15 protein-coding genes are annotated in these 18,860 nt (G+C 67.7%); 9 read left to right on the top strand and 6 right to left on the bottom strand.

Features of this window, described 5'->3' with window-relative positions; genetic code table 11:
* Positions 1-43 precede the first annotated feature (43 nt).
* Entirely contained in the window at positions 44-2,233 is a 2,190-nt protein-coding gene (gene uvrD / locus KDW96_RS11760) for a DNA helicase II (protein ID WP_255836440.1), read from the bottom strand.
* Between the two features lie 219 nt (positions 2,234-2,452).
* On the opposite strand from uvrD, the gene KDW96_RS11755 reads away from it, so the two are divergent.
* Positions 2,453-5,338, top strand: a complete 2,886-nt coding sequence (locus KDW96_RS11755; protein WP_255836439.1) for a putative bifunctional diguanylate cyclase/phosphodiesterase — start codon at positions 2,453-2,455, stop codon at positions 5,336-5,338.
* Between the two features lie 12 nt (positions 5,339-5,350).
* Here the strand turns inward: KDW96_RS11755 and KDW96_RS11750 are convergent, their stop codons facing one another.
* Entirely contained in the window at positions 5,351-6,268 is a 918-nt protein-coding gene (locus tag KDW96_RS11750; RefSeq protein WP_255836438.1) for a hypothetical protein, read from the bottom strand.
* Positions 6,269-6,465: 197 nt separating this feature from the next.
* On the opposite strand from KDW96_RS11750, the gene KDW96_RS11745 reads away from it, so the two are divergent.
* The gene (locus KDW96_RS11745; RefSeq protein ID WP_255836437.1) at positions 6,466-7,713 is read left to right on the top strand and encodes an MFS transporter; all 1,248 of its coding nucleotides are present in this window, start codon (positions 6,466-6,468) and stop codon (positions 7,711-7,713) included.
* Between the two features lie 3 nt (positions 7,714-7,716).
* Here KDW96_RS11745 and zwf read toward each other — a convergent pair whose 3' ends face one another.
* Positions 7,717-9,204, bottom strand: a complete 1,488-nt coding sequence (gene zwf, locus KDW96_RS11740; RefSeq protein ID WP_255836436.1) for a glucose-6-phosphate dehydrogenase — start codon at positions 9,202-9,204, stop codon at positions 7,717-7,719.
* Positions 9,205-9,315: 111 nt separating this feature from the next.
* Here zwf and hexR point away from each other — a divergent pair, with 111 nt between their 5' ends.
* Together hexR and KDW96_RS11730 are read left to right on the top strand one after the other, a co-directional pair.
* Positions 9,316-10,185, top strand: coding sequence for a transcriptional regulator HexR (gene hexR, locus KDW96_RS11735; RefSeq protein WP_255836435.1), 870 nt, complete (start codon positions 9,316-9,318; stop codon positions 10,183-10,185).
* 96 nt (positions 10,186-10,281) lie between these two features.
* Entirely contained in the window at positions 10,282-10,506 is a 225-nt protein-coding gene (locus tag KDW96_RS11730; protein ID WP_255836434.1) for a PA3496 family putative envelope integrity protein, read from the top strand.
* On the opposite strand, the gene KDW96_RS11725 is transcribed toward KDW96_RS11730, so the two are convergent.
* Positions 10,448-11,395 (bottom strand): LysR family transcriptional regulator, encoded by a 948-nt coding sequence (locus tag KDW96_RS11725; protein ID WP_255836433.1) that lies wholly within the window; start codon positions 11,393-11,395, stop codon positions 10,448-10,450. The two genes, KDW96_RS11730 and KDW96_RS11725, sit on opposite strands and share 59 nt — an antisense overlap.
* A 227-nt stretch (positions 11,396-11,622) precedes the next feature.
* On the opposite strand from KDW96_RS11725, the gene KDW96_RS11720 reads away from it, so the two are divergent.
* The 5 genes from KDW96_RS11720 to glsB all read left to right on the top strand — a co-directional run bounded on the left by KDW96_RS11720 (position 11,623) and on the right by glsB (position 17,228).
* Positions 11,623-13,038, top strand: coding sequence for an acetyl-CoA carboxylase biotin carboxylase subunit (locus tag KDW96_RS11720; RefSeq protein ID WP_255836432.1), 1,416 nt, complete (start codon positions 11,623-11,625; stop codon positions 13,036-13,038).
* Between the two features lie 15 nt (positions 13,039-13,053).
* Positions 13,054-14,859, top strand: coding sequence for a sodium-extruding oxaloacetate decarboxylase subunit alpha (gene oadA / locus KDW96_RS11715; protein WP_255836431.1), 1,806 nt, complete (start codon positions 13,054-13,056; stop codon positions 14,857-14,859).
* Between the two features lie 122 nt (positions 14,860-14,981).
* Positions 14,982-15,923, top strand: a complete 942-nt coding sequence (locus KDW96_RS11710) for a sodium-dependent bicarbonate transport family permease (protein WP_255836430.1) — start codon at positions 14,982-14,984, stop codon at positions 15,921-15,923.
* A 1-nt stretch (position 15,924) separates the two neighbouring features.
* Positions 15,925-16,227, top strand: a complete 303-nt coding sequence (locus KDW96_RS11705; RefSeq protein WP_255836429.1) for a DUF3240 family protein — start codon at positions 15,925-15,927, stop codon at positions 16,225-16,227.
* A gap of 92 nt (positions 16,228-16,319) precedes the next feature.
* Complete coding sequence (gene glsB / locus KDW96_RS11700; protein WP_255836427.1) at positions 16,320-17,228, top strand: glutaminase B; 909 nt, start codon at positions 16,320-16,322, stop codon at positions 17,226-17,228.
* A 29-nt stretch (positions 17,229-17,257) separates the two neighbouring features.
* Here glsB and KDW96_RS11695 read toward each other — a convergent pair whose 3' ends face one another.
* Both KDW96_RS11695 and KDW96_RS11690 read right to left on the bottom strand, forming a co-directional pair.
* Positions 17,258-17,713, bottom strand: a complete 456-nt coding sequence (locus tag KDW96_RS11695) for a GNAT family N-acetyltransferase (protein ID WP_255836426.1) — start codon at positions 17,711-17,713, stop codon at positions 17,258-17,260.
* Positions 17,714-17,819: 106 nt separating this feature from the next.
* Positions 17,820-18,809, bottom strand: coding sequence for an asparaginase (locus tag KDW96_RS11690; protein ID WP_255836425.1), 990 nt, complete (start codon positions 18,807-18,809; stop codon positions 17,820-17,822).
* Positions 18,810-18,860: the final 51 nt, after the last annotated feature.

Raw genomic sequence — 18,860 nt, 5'->3', positions numbered from 1 at the left:
CGAGAATCTCCCCAATTGCGCAGTGGTGTGGTTGTTGGTCTTGTTAAAGCGCTTCCAGCTTGGCGTAGCTGAGCATCAGCCACTTGCTGCCTTCACTTTCAAAGTTCACCTGCACCCGTGCCTGGGCGCCGGCGCCTTCGAAGTTGAGGATGGTGCCTTCGCCGAACAACGAGTGCTGCACCCGCTGGCCGAGGCTGAAGGCGGTGTCCGGTACGGCGCTGCCGGCGAACATGCTGGCGCCGCTCATGTTCCGGTTGCCCGAGCTCAGCGGACGGCTGACGCTGTTGGACAGGCGCACTTCCTGAATCAGTTGCGGTGGGACTTCGCGCACGAAGCGCGACACCTTGTTGTAGGTCTCGCTGCCGTACAGGCGGCGGGTCTCGGCGTAGGTGATGACCAGCTTGTGCATGGCGCGGGTGATGCCGACGTAGGCCAGGCGGCGTTCCTCTTCCAGGCGGCCGGGCTCCTCCAGGCTCATCTTGTGCGGGAACAGGCCCTCTTCCATGCCGACCAGGAACACCTGGGGGAACTCCAGGCCCTTGGCGCTGTGCAGGGTCATCAGCTGGATGCTGTCTTCGTTCTCCGCGGCCTGGGTGTCGCCGGCTTCCAGCGAGGCGTGGCTGAGGAAGGCCTGCAGCGGCGTCAGCTCGTCGTCTTCGTCGTTCTCGAAGGCCCGTGCGGCGCTGACCAGTTCCTCCAGGTTCTCGATGCGCGCCTGGGCCTTCTCGCCCTTCTCCGCCTTGTGGTAGGCGATCAGCCCACTCTGCTCGATGACCGTCTGGGTCATCAGGTGCAGCGGCATGCTCAGCACCTTGGCGGCGAGGTTGTCGATCAGCTCGACGAAGCCGGCCAGGGCGCCGGCGGCGCGGCCGGGCAGGGCCTTGCCCGCCAGCATCAGGCGCACCGCCTCCCACATGGAGACGTCATGGCCGCGGGCGTACTCACGGATCGCCTCGACGGTCTTCTCGCCGATGCCGCGCGCCGGCACGTTGACCACCCTTTCGAGCGCCGCGTCGTTGCCGCGGCCGTCGAGCAGGCGCAGGTAGGCCATGGCGTTCTTGATCTCGGCGCGTTCGAAGAAGCGCTGGCCGCCGTAGATGCGGTAGGGAATCTTCTCGCGCAGCAGGGCCTCTTCCAGTACCCGCGACTGGGCGTTGGAGCGGTAGAGGATGGCGATCTCGCTGCGCTTGAGCCCTTCCTTGCGCAGGGCGTCCTCGATCGACTCGACCACATAACGCGCCTCGTCGTGTTCGTTGAACGCCGAATACAGGCTGATCGGCTCGCCGTCGCCGCCCTCGGTCCAGAGTTCCTTGCCCAGGCGTCCCTGGTTGTTGGCGATCAGCGCGTTGGCGGCCTTGAGGATGCCGGCGGTGGAGCGGTAGTTCTGCTCCAGGCGGATCACCTCGGCGTCCTTGAAGTCGTCGGAGAACTGCTGGATGTTCTCGATCCGCGCGCCGCGCCAGCCGTAGATCGACTGGTCGTCGTCGCCCACCACCATCAGGCTGTCGCCGCCCTTGGCCAGCAGGCGCAGCCAGGCGTACTGCACGGCGTTGGTGTCCTGGAACTCGTCGACCAGGATATGGCGGAAGCGCCGCTGGTAGTGTTCGAGCAGGCCGGGCTTGTCGCGCCACAGGTCCAGCGCCCGCAGCAGCAGCTCGGAGAAGTCGATCACCCCGGCGCGGGCGCAGGCGGCCTCGTAGGCCTCGTAGATCTTCAGCATGGTGGCCAGAAACAGGTCGCCGCCGGGCTGGATGTTGTTCGGCCGCAGGCCCTCGTCTTTCTGCCCGTTGATGAACCACTGGGCCTGGCGCGCCGGCCAGCGCTGCTCGTCCAGGCCCAGTTCGCGGATCACCCGCTTGACCAGACGCTGCTGGTCGTCGGAGTCGAGGATCTGGAAGTTCTCGGCCAGTCCGGCCTCCTGCCAGTGGGCACGCAGCAGGCGATGGGCCAGGCCGTGGAAGGTGCCGACCCACATGCCGGCCGGGTTCATCCCGAGCATCTGCTCGATGCGCGCGCGCATCTCGGCGGCGGCCTTGTTGGTGAAGGTCACCGACAGGATGCTGTGTGGCGAGGCGCGCTCGATCTGGATCAGCCAGGCGATGCGGTGCACCAGCACGCGGGTTTTACCGGAACCGGCGCCGGCCAGTACCAGTTGCCGGCCCAGACGGGCGGCCACGGCCTGACGCTGGGCGTCATTGAGGGAAGCGATCAGGAGTTCGGGGTCATTTTGCATCGCGGCATTCTAGGGGGCGCGGCCGACGAGGGCAAACCAGCCGGGCGCGGCCCGCGCCGCTGCATTCGCCGAGTGCCGGCAGGGCTGCCACCCGCCCGCGCGCGGGCCGACGAAAGGTGCCGCGCCTCGAGGGAAATTTGTCGGCGCCGCGGTTGGGCGGCGCGGCCTGCTCGGGTATGCTCCGCCGACGCCTAGGCAACCACTACAAGAACATCGCCTATGACTGCCCTTTCGAACGCCCCGCTGACGGAGTTGCCGCTGCACGATGGCAACCTGATCCGCCGCCAGTTCGCCACCGACATCGCCGTCGAACGCACACGCCTGCTCTATCACGGCTCGCGGGCGCCGACCCTGTTGTTGTTGCTCAACGGTCTGGCCTGTGCCTTCCTGCTGTGGTCGCCGCAGAACCGTCTTTTACTGTGCGGCTGGCTGGTCTGGCTGGTGCTGCTGGCGCTGCTGCGCCTGCTTCAGGTCACGGCCTTCGATGCCGCGCCGGCAGAGGCCCAGGCCCAGTCGCACTGGCGCTGGCGCTTTCTCATCGGCGCCGGGGTTTCCGGCCTGACCCTGGCCTTCGCCGCCATCGCCCTGGTACCGGCCGACGCGTTCTTCCAGCAGGCCCTGCTCTACGGACTGCTCTCCGCGGCGATCCTTTCCGCCAGTGTCGCTTACGCCGTCAGCCTGCCGGCCTTCCTGACCTTCGTCCTACCCTGCCTGCTGCCGACCTTGAGCTACCTTCTGCTGAGCGATCAGCAGCTGCTGCGCGGCTGGGGCCTGGTCGGTTCTATCCTGGCCCTGGCGCTGCTGGTGGTGGCCTGGCAGGTCAACCGCCTGGTGCAGCGCAGCCTGCTGCAGCGCTTTCAGAACCAGGCGCTGATCGACAACCTGAAGCAGGCGAAGCAGCAGGGCGAGACGCTCAACGCCGAGCTGGCCCGTGAAGTGGAGCAGCGCCGCCGCGCCGAACGCGAGCTGCGCGAGGCCCATGGCGAGCTGGAGTTGCGTGTGATCGAGCGCACCCTGGAGCTGGATGCCGCGACCCAGGCACTGGGCCGGAGCAAGGCGCGCCTGACCCTGGCGCTGGAGGCCAGCGAGCTGGGGCTGTGGGACTGGAACCTGGAAAGCGACGAGGTGCACCACACCCACCTGCGCGAGCTGTTCGGCCTGGCGCCCGAGGCGGTGCAGATCATGCTGCGCGACCTCAAGCCGCGCCTGCACCCGGACGATCTGCCGCTGTTGCGCCGCGCCCTGGTCGAGCACATGAAGGGCCGCAGCGACGGCTACCAGATCGAATACCGCATTCAGCACGCCCGCGGCCACTGGGTGTGGATCGAGGACCGCGGCCGTGCGGTGGAGCGCGATGCCGGTGGCCGGGTGCTGCGCATGCTCGGCACTCGGCGCGACATCAGTGCGCGCAAACATCTGGAAGAGCAGCAGCGGCTGGCTGCCACGGTATTCGAGGCGGCCAGCGAAGGCATCGTCATCCTCGACCCGGAGTACCGCCTGCTGGCCGCCAACCAGGCCTTTCGCCAGGTCACCGGCTATCGCCAGGAGGAGCTGGTGGGGCAGAGCGTGGCCACCCTGATCGGCAGCCGCGAATCGCGCCGTCAGTACCAGATGATCCGCCTGGAGCTGGAAGCGGTCGGCAGCTGGCAGGGCGAGCTGATCGAAACCCGCAAGAACGGCGAGCTCTACCCGCAGTGGCTGCAGCTCAAGGTGGTGTGCGACGGCAAGGGCCAGGCCAGCCACATCGTTGGTTTCTTCGCGGACCTGTCGTCACGCCGCGAGACCGAGGAGCGCCTGCGCTACCTGTCCCACTACGACGAGCTGACCGGCCTGGCCAACCGCAGCCTGTTCAAGCTGCGCCTGCACGAAGCCAGCCAGCGAGCGCGGCAGAGCGGGCGCAGCCTGGCCCTGCTGCACATCGACCTGGATCGCTTCAAGGTGCTCAACGACAGCCTCGGCCACGAGCTGGCCGACCAGCTGCTGCGCGAGATGAGTCGCCGCCTGACCCAGGCCGCGCCCGAGGCGGACACCATCGCCCGGCTGTCCAGCGACGAGTTCGCCGTGCTGCTCGATGCCTACGGCAGCCTGTCGAGCCTGGCGCGCATGGCCAGTCGCCTGCTGGCCAAGCTGCGCCTGCCGATCACGGTGGGCGGTCAGGAGCTGGTGGTCAGCGCTTCGGTGGGCGTCAGCCTGTTGCCGGACAATGCCCGGGAAATTTCCGCGCTGATCAGCCAGGCCAACATGGCCATGCAGCACGCCAAGCACCTGGGCGGCAACACTTTCCAGTTCTACACCGACAACCTTCAGGCCTGCACCCTGGAGCGCCTGCAGCTGGAAAACCAGCTGCGCAAGGCGATCGAGGAGAACCAGCTGGAGGTGTTCTACCAGCCCAAGCTGTGCCTGGCCGAGGACCGCGTGCATGCCGCCGAGGCGCTGGTGCGCTGGCGTCACCCCGAGCGGGGCCTGGTGCCGCCGGGCGAGTTCATCGGCCTGGCCGAGGAGACCGGCCTGATCGCGCCGATCGGCGAGTTCGTCCTGCGCCAGGCCTGCCAGCAGGCGCGTGCCTGGCAGCTGCAGGGGCTGGGCGATCTGCGCGTGTCGGTCAACCTGTCGGTGCACCAGGTGCGCCAGGGCAAGCTGATCAGCCAGGTGCGCCAGGTGCTGGAGGAAACCGGCCTGGCCCCTGGCAACCTGGAGCTGGAGCTGACCGAGAGCCAGTTGCTGGACAACGTCGAGAGCGTGATCAGCACCTTCCGCCAGTTGCGCGAGTTGGGGGTGAAGCTGGCGATCGACGATTTCGGCACCGGCTACTCCTCGCTCAGCTACCTCAAGCGCTTCCCCGTGGACTACGTGAAGATCGACCAGAGCTTCATCCGCGACCTGGCGGCCGCCGGCGAGGATGCCGCGATCACCCGGGCGATCATCGCCATGGCCCACGGCCTGGACCTCAAGGTGGTCGCCGAAGGCGTGGAAACCCAGGCGCAGATGGACTTCCTCAAGGCCCAGCATTGCGACGAGATCCAGGGCTACCTGATCAGTCGGCCGGTCGAGGCCGCCGCGTTCGCCCAGCTGTTGCACGACCAGGCCGCCGCGCTGCAGCCCTGAGCCTGATTCGGCTCAGGGCTGACAGCCGACGGTCAGCTCCAGGGGGGCATCGGGGTAGCTCCCCGAGCTCTGTACCGCCGTGCACATCACCGGCGGCAAGGTCGCCAGATGGGCGGCATCGGGACGCGCGTCGACGCGTCCGCTGACCCTCATGTTCAATGTTTGAGCGGCGCCGGGCGCCAGGATCAAGGGCGTCGGGGTCAAACCGCTGACCTCCACGGCAAAGCCGTTGGGGTTGCGCACCGAGACCACGCGCAGCCTGTCCGAGGCGCCGGCGAACAGCTCGTCCAGCGCGGCATCGGCCCAGGTCGGCATGCCACGGCATTCGTAGGGGTGGGGCGAGGTACGGGTCAGGCTGGGGTCGACCACCACCACGGTGGCGCCGGCATCGAAGCGGCCGAGCGACCCGGGTACGCCGGCGCGCTGGCCGTCGATGTCGACCACCTCGCTGAAGAAGCCGATGTGGGTGGTTTCTTCGATCACGAACTGGCGTCCGCCGCTGTGTTCGTTCCAGATATCCCTGGCCCGCTCCAGTGCCGGGGTCGGCTCGGGTGTCAGTTCGATGCGCGCATTCATGTTGGGCAGGCAGCCGGCACTGCTGGGGGTTGCGCAATCGGTGGTGCGGTTGCGCACATTGGCGATCGCCGCGCAGGCATTGCACTGGCCATCCACGCAGGAGGCGCCGCGGGCGCAGTCGGAGGCGCTGCTGCAGCTTTGCAGGCTGGGGGTGTTGCCGTTGGCGAAGCGACAGAAGCCGGGGTGGGCGCGGACCTGCAGGTCCCAGTCGATGAGAACGGTGTCGCCCGGGCAGGCCAGGGTCGGGCGCACGCCAAATTCGCCCGGCGCGGGGCCGAGGCCGGAACGGTTGAGCATGCAGCCGGAAAGGAGCAAGAACAGAACGGGCAGGGTGATCAGGGGATATCTGAACATGGCGAAGTCCCTTCGCTGGGTGGGTCCTTCCATTAGCGATAGCAGCTACTCGGGACGACGCAAGGCGCCGCGACCGACGGTGGAGTGGCAGCCATGCTGCCCATCAGCTGTACCGCACCGGCCGCGCGCGGGGGGCTCTTGTTCGCACGGGGCGCGTCCCGCTACTGTCGCGTGCTCCGCACCGCGAGACACGCCCTATGCCTACCCCCGCTAGCCGTCCGGCCAACGCCACCCTGCTGTTGCTGGCCTCGCTCTATTGCGCCCAGGGCCTGCCTTCCGGGCTGATCGCCCACTCCCTGCCGGTACTGTTGCGTCAGCACGGCGTCGACCTGGCCCTGATCGGCCTGCTCAAACTGTTGGCCCTGCCCTGGTTGCTCAAGGTGCTCTGGGCGCCCTGGGTCGATCGCCTGTCCTCCAGGCGCCTGGGCCATCATCGCGGCTGGATCCTGCCGCTGCAGGGCGGTATCGCCCTGGTGGTCGCCGGGTTGGCGCTGCTGACACCGAACGAGCTGTTCGGCCGCCAGCTGCCGCTGCTGCTGGGCCTGCTGCTGCTGGTCAACCTGGCGGCGGCGACCCAGGACATCGCCACCGACGGCCTAACCGTGCGCCTGCTGCCGGAGCGTTGGCGCGGCCTGGGCAACAGCCTGCAGGTGGGCGGCTACAAGGTTGGCATGCTGGTCAGCGGCAGCGGCCTGCTGCTGGTCTACGACGGCGCCGGCTGGAGCCTGTCGATGGCCCTGCTGGTGCTGCTGTTGGTGCTCACCCTGCTGCCGATCTGGCGCTTCGCCGAACGCCAGCAGTTGCCCTTTCGCCCGGCGCTGGCCGAGCCGGCGGGCCCCGGGCTGCTGCTGCGGCACTACCGCGGCCTGCTGGCGCAGCCGGGCATGGGCCTGTGGCTGGCGGTGCTGCTGAGCTTCAAGCTCGGCGATGCCCTCGGCTCGCCGATGATCAAGCCGATGCTGGTGGACCAGGGCTGGAGCGCCGCCGAGCTGGGCCAGCTGACCCTGATCAGCAGCCTGGCGGGCATCGCCGGGGCGCTGCTCGGCGGCCTGCTCTACGCGCGCCTCGGCGTGCTGCGGGCGTTGCTGCTGTTCGGTCTGCTGCAGGCCCTCGGCATCGCCGCCATGGCCGCGCTGGTGCAGGCCGGCGGTGACCACGGCCTGGTCTATGGGTTGGCGCTGTTCGAGCAGGCGGCCGACGGCATGTCCACGGTGGCGCTGTTCGCCGCGATGATGCGCCAGTGCCGCGCCGAGCACGAGGGCGCCGACTTTACCCTGCAGGCCTCCGCGCAGTTGCTGCTCGGCGGCCTGGTCGGCGCCGCCAGCGGGCTGCTGGCCGGCTGGATCGGCTATGCCGGGCTGTTTCTGACGGCCGGTGCGCTGGGCCTGCTGGCCCTTGGCTTGCTGCCGTTGTACTGGCGTCGGGCGCAGCCGCTCGCGGGCTGAGGGTCAGTCCGCCCACTGCCGCTCGTGGCGCTCCAGCAGGTTCTGCGACTGCTCCGGGCCGTTGCTGCCGGCCGGGTAGGGGCGCGGGCTCTGGTAGTGCTGGTGCCAGCCCTTGATGATCGGATCGATCCACTCCCAGGCGGCTTCCACCTCGTCGCGCCGCATGAACAGCGTCGAGTCGCCCTCGATCACGTCGAGCAGCAGGCGCTCGTAGGCGTCCCAGCGGCGCTGCTTGTTGAAGGCGTCGGCCAGGTTGAGGTCCAGCTCCACCGGTTTCAGGCGCATGCCCTTGCCGGGGCGCTTGGCCATCAGCTGCAGGCTGATGCGTTCCTCCGGCTGCAGGCGGATCAGCAGGCGATTGGCCTCGCCGTCGCCGAACAGACGGTGCGGCACCGGCTTGAACTGGATGAGGATCTCCGAGGCCTTGCGCGCCATGCGTTTGCCGGTGCGCAGGTAGAAGGGCACCCCGGCCCAGCGCCAGTTGTCGATCTCGGCCTGGATGGCGACGAAGGTCTCGGTGTCGCTGTCGTTGTCCACCTGCTTCTCGAAGTAGTAGGCCGGCACCTCCTGGCCGCCGATCTTGCCGGCGGTGTACTGGCCGCGCACGGTCTTGTCCTGCACGTCGAGGCCGGACAGCGGCTTGAGCGCCTCGAGGATCTTCACCTTCTCGTTGCGCACCGCCTCGGCGTCGAAGCGTACCGGCGCTTCCATGGCCACCAGGCAGAGCAGCTGCAGCAGGTGGTTCTGCACCATGTCGCGCATCGCTCCGGCATGGTCGTAGTAGCCGCCGCGGTTCTCCACGCCGAGGGTCTCGCACACGCTGATCTGCACATGGTCGATATGCCCGGCGCGCCACACCGGCTCGAACAGGCCGTTGGCGAAGCGCAGCGCCATCAGGTTCTGCACGGTTTCCTTGCCCAGGTAGTGATCGATGCGGAACACCCGCGACTCGTCGAACACCGCGCCGATCGCCGCGTTGATCGCCTGGGCCGACTCCAGGGAATGGCCGATCGGCTTCTCCAGCACGATGCGCGCCTTGGGGCCGGCCAGGCCGGCGATCTGCAGGTGGGTGGCGATGTCCTCGAACAGGTCCGGCGCGGTGGCCAGGTAGTGCACCCGCACGCGCCCATCGTCGCCCCCCAGGGACTTGGCCAGGCGACCGAAATCGGCGCTCTGGCCGGCATCCATGGCGAAGTAGTCGAGGCGGGCGGCGAAGCTTTGCCAGGTCTCGTCGTCGAAGTCGGCGCGCGCCACCTGGGCGCGACAGCGCCGCTCGGCGAGGGCCTGGTAGGCGGCGCGCGTGCGCTGGCTGCGGGCCAGGGCGAGGATGCGCACATCGGCGTGCAGGCGCTTCTCGCGGTGCAGGTGGTAGAGCGCGGGCAGCAGTTTGTGCAGGGCGAGGTCGCCGGTGCCGCCAAAGACCAGCATGTCACAGGAAATGCTCAAAGCAGGAACTCCGACTCGGTTTGACCGTGCGGGGCAGGCGGTCATGTAGTATAACTACAAGCTCACTACAACCCGGCTGTCCCGATCATAACCGAGTCGTCACTCGGATGAGGGCTGTCGACGGATACGCCATCCCTAAAGCCGAGCCTAATACTTGTGAATTTGTTGCAGCACATCGCCCAGTCCCGCCACCTGTTACGCAAGTCGGAACTCAAGGTCGCCGACCACGTACTTCTCGACCCGGCTGCGGTGATGCACAGCTCCATGGCCGAGCTGGCCCACAATGTCGGCATCAGCGAGCCGACCATCGTGCGCTTCTGCCGGGCCATCGGCTGCGGCGGCTTTCAGGACCTCAAGCTGAAGCTGGCGCAGAGCCTGGCCGCCGGCGCCAGCTTCGGCCAGTTCGCCATCCATGAAGACGACTCGGTCGCCGACTTCAGCCTGAAGATCTTCGACACCACCCTGCACACCCTGATGGAGGTGCGCGAGCACCTCGATTCGCAGGCGCTGCAGCAGGCCATCGCCGCTTGCGCCCAGGCCCAGCGCGTGGAGTTCTATGGTTTCGGCGCCTCCGGCGCGGTGGCGGCGGACGCCCAGCACAAGTTCTTCCGCCTGCTGCTGAACGCCGCGGCCTACTCCGACCCGCACATGCAGGCGATGAGCGCGGTGACCCTGAAACCCACCGACGTGGCCATCTGCATCTCCCAGTCCGGCCGCTCCAAGGACCTGCTGATCACCGCCAACCTGGTGCGTGAGACCGGCGCCACGCTGATCACCCTGTGCCCGAGCCAGACGCCGCTGGCCGACCTGGCTTCGGTGGTGCTGGCGATCGACGTGCAGGAAGACACCGAGATCTACACCCCGCTGACCTCGCGCATCGCCCACCTGGTGGTGATCGACGTGCTGGCCATGGGCGTGGCCATGGCGCGCGGGCCGAGCCTGGTCAACCACCTCAAGAGCGTCAAGCGCAGCCTGCGCAGCCTGCGCCTGTCGCCCAAGTCGGTGAAGGTGGTCGAGGAGCACTAGTCCCCGCCCGTCACCCCAGCGTCACCGCTTCGCCGTCATAGCGTCACACGTCCTGGCCATGCTGGTACTCCCGATATTCAGCCTGGGAGTCAGCCCATGTCTCGCTATTTGGATGAAGCACAGTCGTCAGCCAGGCTCGATGCCAAGGCCCGCCGCAAGCAGCTGGATCAACGGCGCATGGAATACCGTCGCGCCATCGAGAGCTATGCCGAGCAGCGCCTGCTGCAGCAGCAACTGTCCGACTATCCCGAGCTGATCGCCGCTAGCTACCGGGTGGCGTCCCGGGCCCCGACGCGGCGAAGCGCTCAGCCAGGGCGCTGATCTGGCTGCGCTGGCTGCGCACGAAGGCGAAGAAGGCCTGGGCCACCGGCGACAGGTACTTGCCGCGTGGGTGCACCACGCACCAGCTGCGCATCAGCGGCAGCTCGGCCACCGGTAATTCGCGCAGCACTCCCTGGGCCAGCTCGCGGCGCACCGCATGGCGCGGCAGCAGGGCCAGGCCGAGGCCGGCGATCACCCCTTCGGCCTGGCCCTCCATGGAGCCGACCTCCAGGGTCTGGGCGAAGTGCGCGCGCTTCTGGTGGCAGTACTCCTCGCAGGCCTTGCGCGTGCCGGAGCCGGGCTCGCGCACCAGTAGCGGCCAGGCGGTCAGGTCCTGCAGGCTCAGCTGCTCCCGTGCGCAAAGCGGGTGCCCGGGCGGCGCCACCGCGATGATGGGGTTGTTGAGGAAGGGCAGGAACTCCAGGGCCATGTCCGAGGGCACCAGCGACATGATCAGCAGGTCGTCGCGGTTGGCGCTCAGGCGTTTGAGCGCCTGGGCGTGGTTGACCACCACCAGCTGCAGGTTGACTTCGGGGTATTCCCGACGAAAAGCGGCGAAGAGGTGGGGAACGAAGTACTTGGCGCTGGATTCCACCGCCAGGCTCAGCTGCCCCTGCAGCGAACCCTGCAGGTCGGTCAGCTGCATGTCGAGGCTCTCCAGGCGGCCGAAGATATCGGCGCTGGCCAGCTGCAGCGCCTCGGCGGCGTCGGTCAGGTGCAGTTTCTTGCCGACGTAGTCGAACAGCGGCTGGCCGAGCAGCTCCTCGAGCTGGCGGATCTGCAGGCTGACGGCCGGTTGGGTGAGTGACATCTCCTCCGCGGCGCGGCTGTAGGAGCGCTGCTGGCACACCGAGCGGAACACCTGAAGCTGGCGCAATGTCATGCGCATCAATGACTTACGCACTCTTTACCTCGAACGTCGAACGATTGGGGTGATCGGCCAGGCAGTGTGTATTAGTAATTACTTATAGCCAATCAAATTATTATTGATTTTAGGTAATCCGCTGTTCGGCGTAGGGTGTTGACGCGACCGCTAGCTGGACAGCGGTCACGTGCAGACCGGTCTGATCCGGGGTGCTAGAACCGATTATCTGAGCCTGGCCGAGGAAAACCCTTGTGATCAAGAAAATCCTGATTGCCAACCGTGGTGAGATTGCCGTCCGCATCGTGCGTGCCTGCGCCGAGATGGGCATCCGCTCGGTGGCCATCTACTCCGACGCCGACCGCATGGCGCTGCACGTCAAGCGCGCGGACGAAGCCCACGGTATCGGCGACGATCCGCTGGCCGGCTACCTGAACCCGCGCAAGCTGGTCAACCTGGCGGTGGAGACCGGCTGCGACGCCCTGCACCCGGGCTATGGCTTCCTGTCGGAGAACGCCGAACTGGCGGAGATCTGCGCCGAACGCGGGATCAAGTTCATCGGCCCTTCCGCCGAGGTGATCCGCCGCATGGGCGACAAGACCGAGGCTCGGCGCAGCATGATCAAGGCCGGGGTGCCGGTCACCCCGGGCACCGAAGGCAACGTCGCCGACCTCGCCGAGGCGCTGCGCGAAGGCGAGCGCATCGGCTACCCGGTGATGCTCAAGGCCACTTCCGGCGGTGGCGGCCGCGGCATCCGTCGCTGCAACAGCCGCGAGGAGCTGGAGCAGGCCTACCCGCGGGTGATCTCCGAGGCGACCAAGGCCTTCGGCTCGGCCTCGGTGTTCCTCGAGAAGTGCATCGTCAACCCCAAGCACATCGAGGCGCAGATTCTCGCCGACAGCCATGGCAACACCGTGCACCTGTACGAGCGCGACTGCTCGATCCAGCGCCGCAACCAGAAGCTCATCGAGATCGCCCCCAGCCCGCAGCTGACCCCCGAGCAGCGCGCCTATATCGGCGACCTGGCGGTGCGCGCGGCCCAGGCGGTGGGCTACGAGAACGCCGGCACCGTGGAGTTCCTGCTCGCCGAGGGCGAGGTGTACTTCATGGAGATGAACACCCGGGTGCAGGTGGAGCACACCATCACCGAGGAAATCACCGGTCTGGACATCGTCCGCGAGCAGATTCGCATCGCCAGCGGCCTGCCGCTGTCGGTCAAGCAGGAGGACATCATCCACCGCGGCTTCGCCCTGCAGTTCCGCATCAACGCCGAGGACCCGAAGAACAACTTCCTGCCCAGCTTCGGCAAGATCACCCGCTACTACGCCCCCGGCGGCCCGGGCGTGCGCACCGACACGGCGATCTACACCGGCTACACCATTCCGCCCTACTACGACTCGATGTGCCTGAAGCTGATCGTCTGGGCACTGACCTGGGAAGAGGCGATGGACCGCGGCCTGCGCGCCCTGGACGACATGCGCGTGCAGGGGGTCAAGACCACCGCCGCCTACTACCAGGAAATCCTGCGCAATCCGGAATTCCGCAGCGGCCAGTTCAACACCAGCTTCGTCGAAAGCCACCCGGAACTGACCGAGTACTCGATCAAACGCAACCCGTCGCACCTGGCCATCGCCATCGCCACTGCCATCGCGGCCCACGCTGGCCTGTAAGGGAAGGATCAGAACATGAGCAAGAAGATCACCGTCACCGATACCATCCTGCGCGATGCCCACCAGTCGCTGCTCGCCACGCGCATGCGCACCGAGGACATGCTGCCGATCTGCGACAAGCTCGACAAGGTCGGCTACTGGTCCCTGGAAGTCTGGGGCGGCGCCACCTTCGACGCCTGCATCCGCTTCCTCAAGGAAGACCCCTGGGAGCGCCTGCGCAAGCTCAAGGCGGGGCTGCCCAACACCCGGCTGCAGATGCTTCTGCGCGGGCAGAACCTGCTCGGCTACCGCCACTACAGCGACGACGTGGTCAAGGCCTTCGTGGCCAAGGCCGCGGTCAACGGCATCGACGTGTTCCGCATCTTCGACGCCATGAACGACGTGCGTAACCTGCGCGTGGCCATCGAGGCGACCAAGGCCGCCGGCAAGCACGCCCAAGGCACCCTGGCCTACACCGTCAGCCCGGTGCACACGGTCGAGGCCTACGTGAAGCAGGCCAAGGCCATGCAGGCCATGGGTATCGACTCGGTGGCGATCAAGGACATGGCCGGCCTGCTCACCCCCTACGCGGCCTTCGACCTGGTCAAGGCGCTGAAGGAAGAAGTCGACCTGCCGGTATTCGTCCACAGCCACGACACCGCGGGCCTGGGCGCCATGTGCCAGCTCAAGGCGATCGAGGCCGGCGCCGACCACATCGACACCGCCATTTCCAGCATGGCCTGGGGCACCAGCCACCCGGGCACCGAGTCGATGGTCGCCGCGCTCAAGGGCAGCGAGTTCGACACCGGCCTGGACCTGGAGCTGCTGCAGGAAATCGGCCTGTACTTCTACGCGGTGCGCAAGAAGTACCACCAGTTCGAGAGCGAATTCACCGCCGTGGATACCCGGGTGCAGGTCAACCAGGTGCCGGGCGGCATGATGTCCAACCTGGCCAACCAGCTCAAGGAACAGGGCGCCCTGGACCGCATCAACGAGGTGTTCGCGGAAATCCCGCGGGTGCGCGAAGACCTCGGCTTCCCGCCGCTGGTCACCCCGACCTCGCAGATCGTCGGCACCCAGGCGGTGTTCAACGTGCTGGCCGGCGAGCGCTACAAGACCATCACCAACGAGGTGAAGCTCTACCTGCAGGGCCGCTACGGCCTGGCCCCGGGCAAGATCAACGAGCAGCTGCGCAAGCAGGCGATCGGCAGCGAAGAGGTGATCGACGTGCGCCCGGCCGACCTGCTCAAGCCGGAAATGGTCAAGCTGCGCGGCGAGATCGGCGGCCTGGCCAAGTCCGAGGAAGACGTGCTGACCTACGCCATGTTCCCGGACATCGGCCGCAAGTTCCTCGAGGAGCGCGAGGCCGGCACCCTGACCCCGGAGGCGCTGCTGCCGATTCCCGAAGCCGGCGGTGTTGCCCGGGCGGGCGGTGAAGGCGTGCCGACCGAGTTCGTGGTCGACGTGCACGGCGAGAGCTACCGCGTCGACATCACCGGCGTCGGCGTCAAGGGCGAGGGCAAGCGTCACTTCTACCTGTCCATCGACGGGGTGCCGGAGGAGGTGGTGTTCGAGCCGCTCAACGAATTCGTCGCAGGCGCAGGTGGCAAGCGCAAGGTTGCCTCGGCGCCGGGCGACGTCAGCACCAGTATGCCGGGCAATATCGTCGATGTGCTGGTCAAGGAAGGTGACGCAGTCAAAGCCGGCCAGGCGGTGCTGATCACCGAGGCGATGAAGATGGAAACCGAGGTGCAGGCGCCGATCGCCGGCACCGTCAAGGCCGTGCACGTGGCCAAGGGCGACCGGGTCAACCCGGGCGAAGTGCTGATCGAGATCGAATGAAGGCGCTGGCATGTATCGCCTACTAGGCTTTTCAACGTCTTGTAACGAGTGAGTCCTCTGGGAGCCGCAAGGCTCCCTTTTTTTGCCCGGCCGTCCCGTAGCGGCCGATTCTGGAGCGTGAGATGGGTATCGATCCCGTAGTGTTGTTCTTCGTCTTCGGCCTGGCCGCCGGCCTGCTGAAAAGCGAGCTGAAGTTGCCGCCGGCACTGTACGAGACGCTGTCGATCATCCTGCTGCTGGCCATCGGTCTGCACGGCGGGGTGGAGCTGGCGGAGCAGGCCAGCGCGCAACTGCTCGGCCAGTCGGCGCTGGTGCTGCTGCTGGGCATCGGCCTGCCGCTGCTGGCCTTCGTCCTGTTGCGCGGCCTGCGCTTCGACCGCGTCAATTCGGCGGCGGTGGCGGCGCACTATGGCTCGGTCAGCGCCGGTACCTTCGCCGTGGTGGTGGCCTACATGGTCTCCCGCGAGATCGCCTTCGAGAGCTACATGCCCCTGTTCGTGGCCATCCTCGAGGTCCCGGCGATCCTGGTCGGCATCATCCTGGCCAAGGGCATCAGCCGTGACACTCACTGGCGCGAGCTGGGCCGGGAGATCTTCCTCGGCAAGAGCATCATGCTGCTGCTCGGCGGCCTGATCATCGGTGCGGTGGCCGGCAAGGAGGCGATCAAGCCGCTGGAGCCGCTGTACACCAGCATGTTCAAGCCGGTGCTGGCGTTCTTCCTGCTGGAAATGGGCCTGATCGCCTCCGGCCAGCTCGGTTCGCTCAAGCAGTTCGGCCTGCGCCTGGTGGGCTTCGCCCTGCTGATGCCGCTGCTCGGCGCGTTGATCGGCGCCCTGCTGGCGCGCTTCATGGGCCTGTCCCTGGGCGGTACCGCGATGCTCGCCACCCTGGCGGCCAGCGCCTCCTACATCGCCGTGCCGGCGGCCCTGCGCCTGGCATTGCCCCAGGCCAACCCGTCGCTATCCTTGACCGCGTCCTTGGGGATCACCTTCCCCTTCAATATCCTGATCGGTATTCCGCTCTATCACGGCTTGGCCGAACAACTCATCGCCTGGGGGCTCTGACATGAATGTATCGACCCGTACCCTGCTCACCGTGATCTGCGAGGCGGCGCTGGAGAAGAAGCTGCTGGCCGACCTGGAGCACCTGGGCGCGCCCGGCTGGACCATCTCCGATGCCCGCGGCCGCGGCGCCCATGGCGTGCGCAGCGCCGGCTGGGACACCGAAGGCAATATCCGCGTGGAGATCATCTGCGCCCGCGAACTGGCCGAGCAGCTGGCCGGGCACCTGCAGCAGCGCTACTACGCCGACTACGCGATGATCTGCTACCTGGCCGAGGTCGAGGTGCTGCGCCCGCAGAAGTTCTGAGTGGGGCGGCGCGCCGCTGTGATCAGCGCCGCGCGCCGAGCGTCTAGCAGCCATAGCCCGGGCGCCGCCCGGGGCCCGCTACGAGCGCCGCCATGCAAGACCTGCTCAACGAGATTCTCGACGAAGTCCGCCCGCTGATCGGCCAGGGCAAGGTGGCCGACTACATTCCCGCCCTGGCCGGCGTCGCACCCGACCAGCTGGCCATCGCCGTCTACAGCAATGACGGCGAGCTGCATGTGGCCGGCGATGCGCGCACGGCCTTCTCGATCCAGAGCATCTCCAAGGTGTTCAGCCTGGTCCAGGCCATCGGTCATTCCGGCGAGGCGATCTGGCAGCGCCTGGGCCACGAGCCGTCCGGGCAGCCGTTCAACTCGCTGGTGCAGCTGGAGTTCGAGCGCGGCCGGCCGCGCAACCCCTTCATCAATGCCGGCGCCCTGGTGATCTGCGACATCAACCAGTCGCGTTTCGCCGCCCCGGCGCTGTCGATGCGCGACTTCGCCCGCCGCCTGGCCGGCAACCCCGAGCTGGTGATCGACAACAAGGTGGCCGAGTCGGAGTACCAGTACCGCGCGCGCAACGCCGCCATGGCCTACCTGATGCAGGCCTTCGGCAACTTCCACAACGATGTCGAGGCGGTGCTGCGCAGCTACTTCAGCCACTGCGCCCTGCGCATGAGCTGCGTCGACCTGGCGCGCGCCTTCAGCTTCCTGGCCAACGACGGCTACTGCCCGCACAGCGGCGAGCAGGTGCTCAGCGCCCGCCAGGTCAAGCAGGTCAACGCCATCATGGCCACCAGCGGGCTGTACGACGAGGCCGGCAACTTCGCCTACCGGGTCGGCCTGCCGGGCAAGAGCGGGGTCGGCGGTGGCATCGTCGCGGTGGTGCCGGGGCGCTTCAGCGTCTGCGTCTGGTCACCGGAACTGAACGCCGCCGGCAACTCCCTGGCCGGCATGGCGGCGCTGGAGCTGCTCAGCCAGCGCATTGGCTGGTCGGTGTTCTGAGTCGACCGCCGCCCGGCGCCTGAGTCCTACTACAGCAGCTTGCGGAACTGGACGAAGCCCGAGCGCTCGGCGACGCGCTCGTACAGCAGCATGGCGCGGCTGTTGGTTTCGTGGGTGAGCCAGTAGACCCGCGCGCAGTCGGCCTGGCGCGCCTGGTCGTAGACATGTTCGATCAGCTGGCGGCCGACGCCGCTGCTGCGCAGGTCCTTGGCGATGAACAGGTCCTGCAGGTAGCAGTAGTCGCCGGCGGTCCAGGTCGAGCGGTGGAAGATCCAGTGCACCAGGCCGACGGCCTTGCCATCGTGCCAGGCCAGGGCGGCGTGCATGGGTTCGCCGGGGTCGAGGAAGCGCTGCCAGGCCTGGTCGCTGGCGGCAGCGGGGATTTCCGTCATGTAGAAGCGTTGGTAGCCCTGCCACAGCGGCAGCCAAGCGGCTTGGTCGTCGGCGCCGACCGGGCGGATCTCAACGTCGATACGAAAGGGCATGGGGCAGGCTCCTGTGGGTCTGACCTGTCATCCTGAAACCCTTGCGCCCGCGGTGCAAGCCCTGCGCCGGCAGCGCGAGCCTCGCCGGCGCCGGTCGCGGTCGCGGTCAGTCGGCGTTTTCCCCGCACAGGTCGACGGCGAACCAGTCCTCGACTTCTGTCTGCGAGAGGCCGGCGCCGAGCAGGGCGAACAGCTTGCCCAGGGCCGCCTCGCGGGTCATGCCGCCTGCCGAGACCAGGCCGGCGCTGGCCAGCTGGCTGCCGGCGGCATAGACGCCGAACTCGACATGGCCGTGGGGGCACTGGCTGATCGCCGCCAGCACTACGCCGCGCTCGTGGGCGGCCTTGAGCGCGGCGAGCAGCGCGGCATCGTCCGACGGCCCGGTGCCGCTGCCGTAGCACTCCAGCAGCAGCCCGCGCACGTCGCCGGCCAGCGCGGCCTCGACCTGGGCGGCCCGAATGCCCGGGTAGAAGGGCAGCACGGCGAGGTTCACCGGCTGGCGTGGCTGACGGTAGTCGAGCTCGGCGGGAATCATCCCGGCCCGCGCGGCGACCCGCTGGCGCGGCAGCTCGGCGAAGGCGTCGAAGACCGCGCTGCCCAGCTTGCTGACCCGGTTGCCCGGCATCAGCCGGCCATTGAAGTACAGGTGCACGCCCAGGGCGACGCCCTTGTGCAGCGCCTGCATGGCGCCGAACAGGTTGGACCAGGCGTCGCTGTCCTCGGCGCCGGCCGGGCGCATGGAGCCGGTCAGCACCACCGGCACCGGCAGGCCGAGCAGCAGGAAGCTCAGCGCCGCCGCGCTGTAGGCCAGGGTGTCGGTGCCGTGCAGCACCAGTACCGCGTCGCAGCCGTCCTGCTCGACGCCGGCGCGGATCGCCTCGACCATCGCCAGCCAGTTGGCCTGGTTCATGTTGGCGCTGTCGATCGGTGGCAGCAGCTCGCGGAAGGTCCAGCCGGGCAGCTGGCGCCCGGTTTCCAGGGCCTGCTGGGAGCGCAACCGCGACTCGAAGCCGGAGGCCGGGGCCAGGCCGGCGGCGGTTTGCTGCATGCCGATGGTGCCACCGGTGTAGAGCACCAGAAGTTTTGTTGAAGCCATTGGCGTCTCCTCAATAAGCAACAGGGGCCGTGTCGGCCCCTGTTGTATCAC

This window comes from Pseudomonas benzenivorans (assembly GCF_024397895.1).
Lineage (GTDB): Bacteria > Pseudomonadota > Gammaproteobacteria > Pseudomonadales > Pseudomonadaceae > Aquipseudomonas > Aquipseudomonas benzenivorans_A.
Note: the sequence above shows the minus strand (reverse complement) of the source record. Positions and strands in the feature narration are given on the sequence as shown.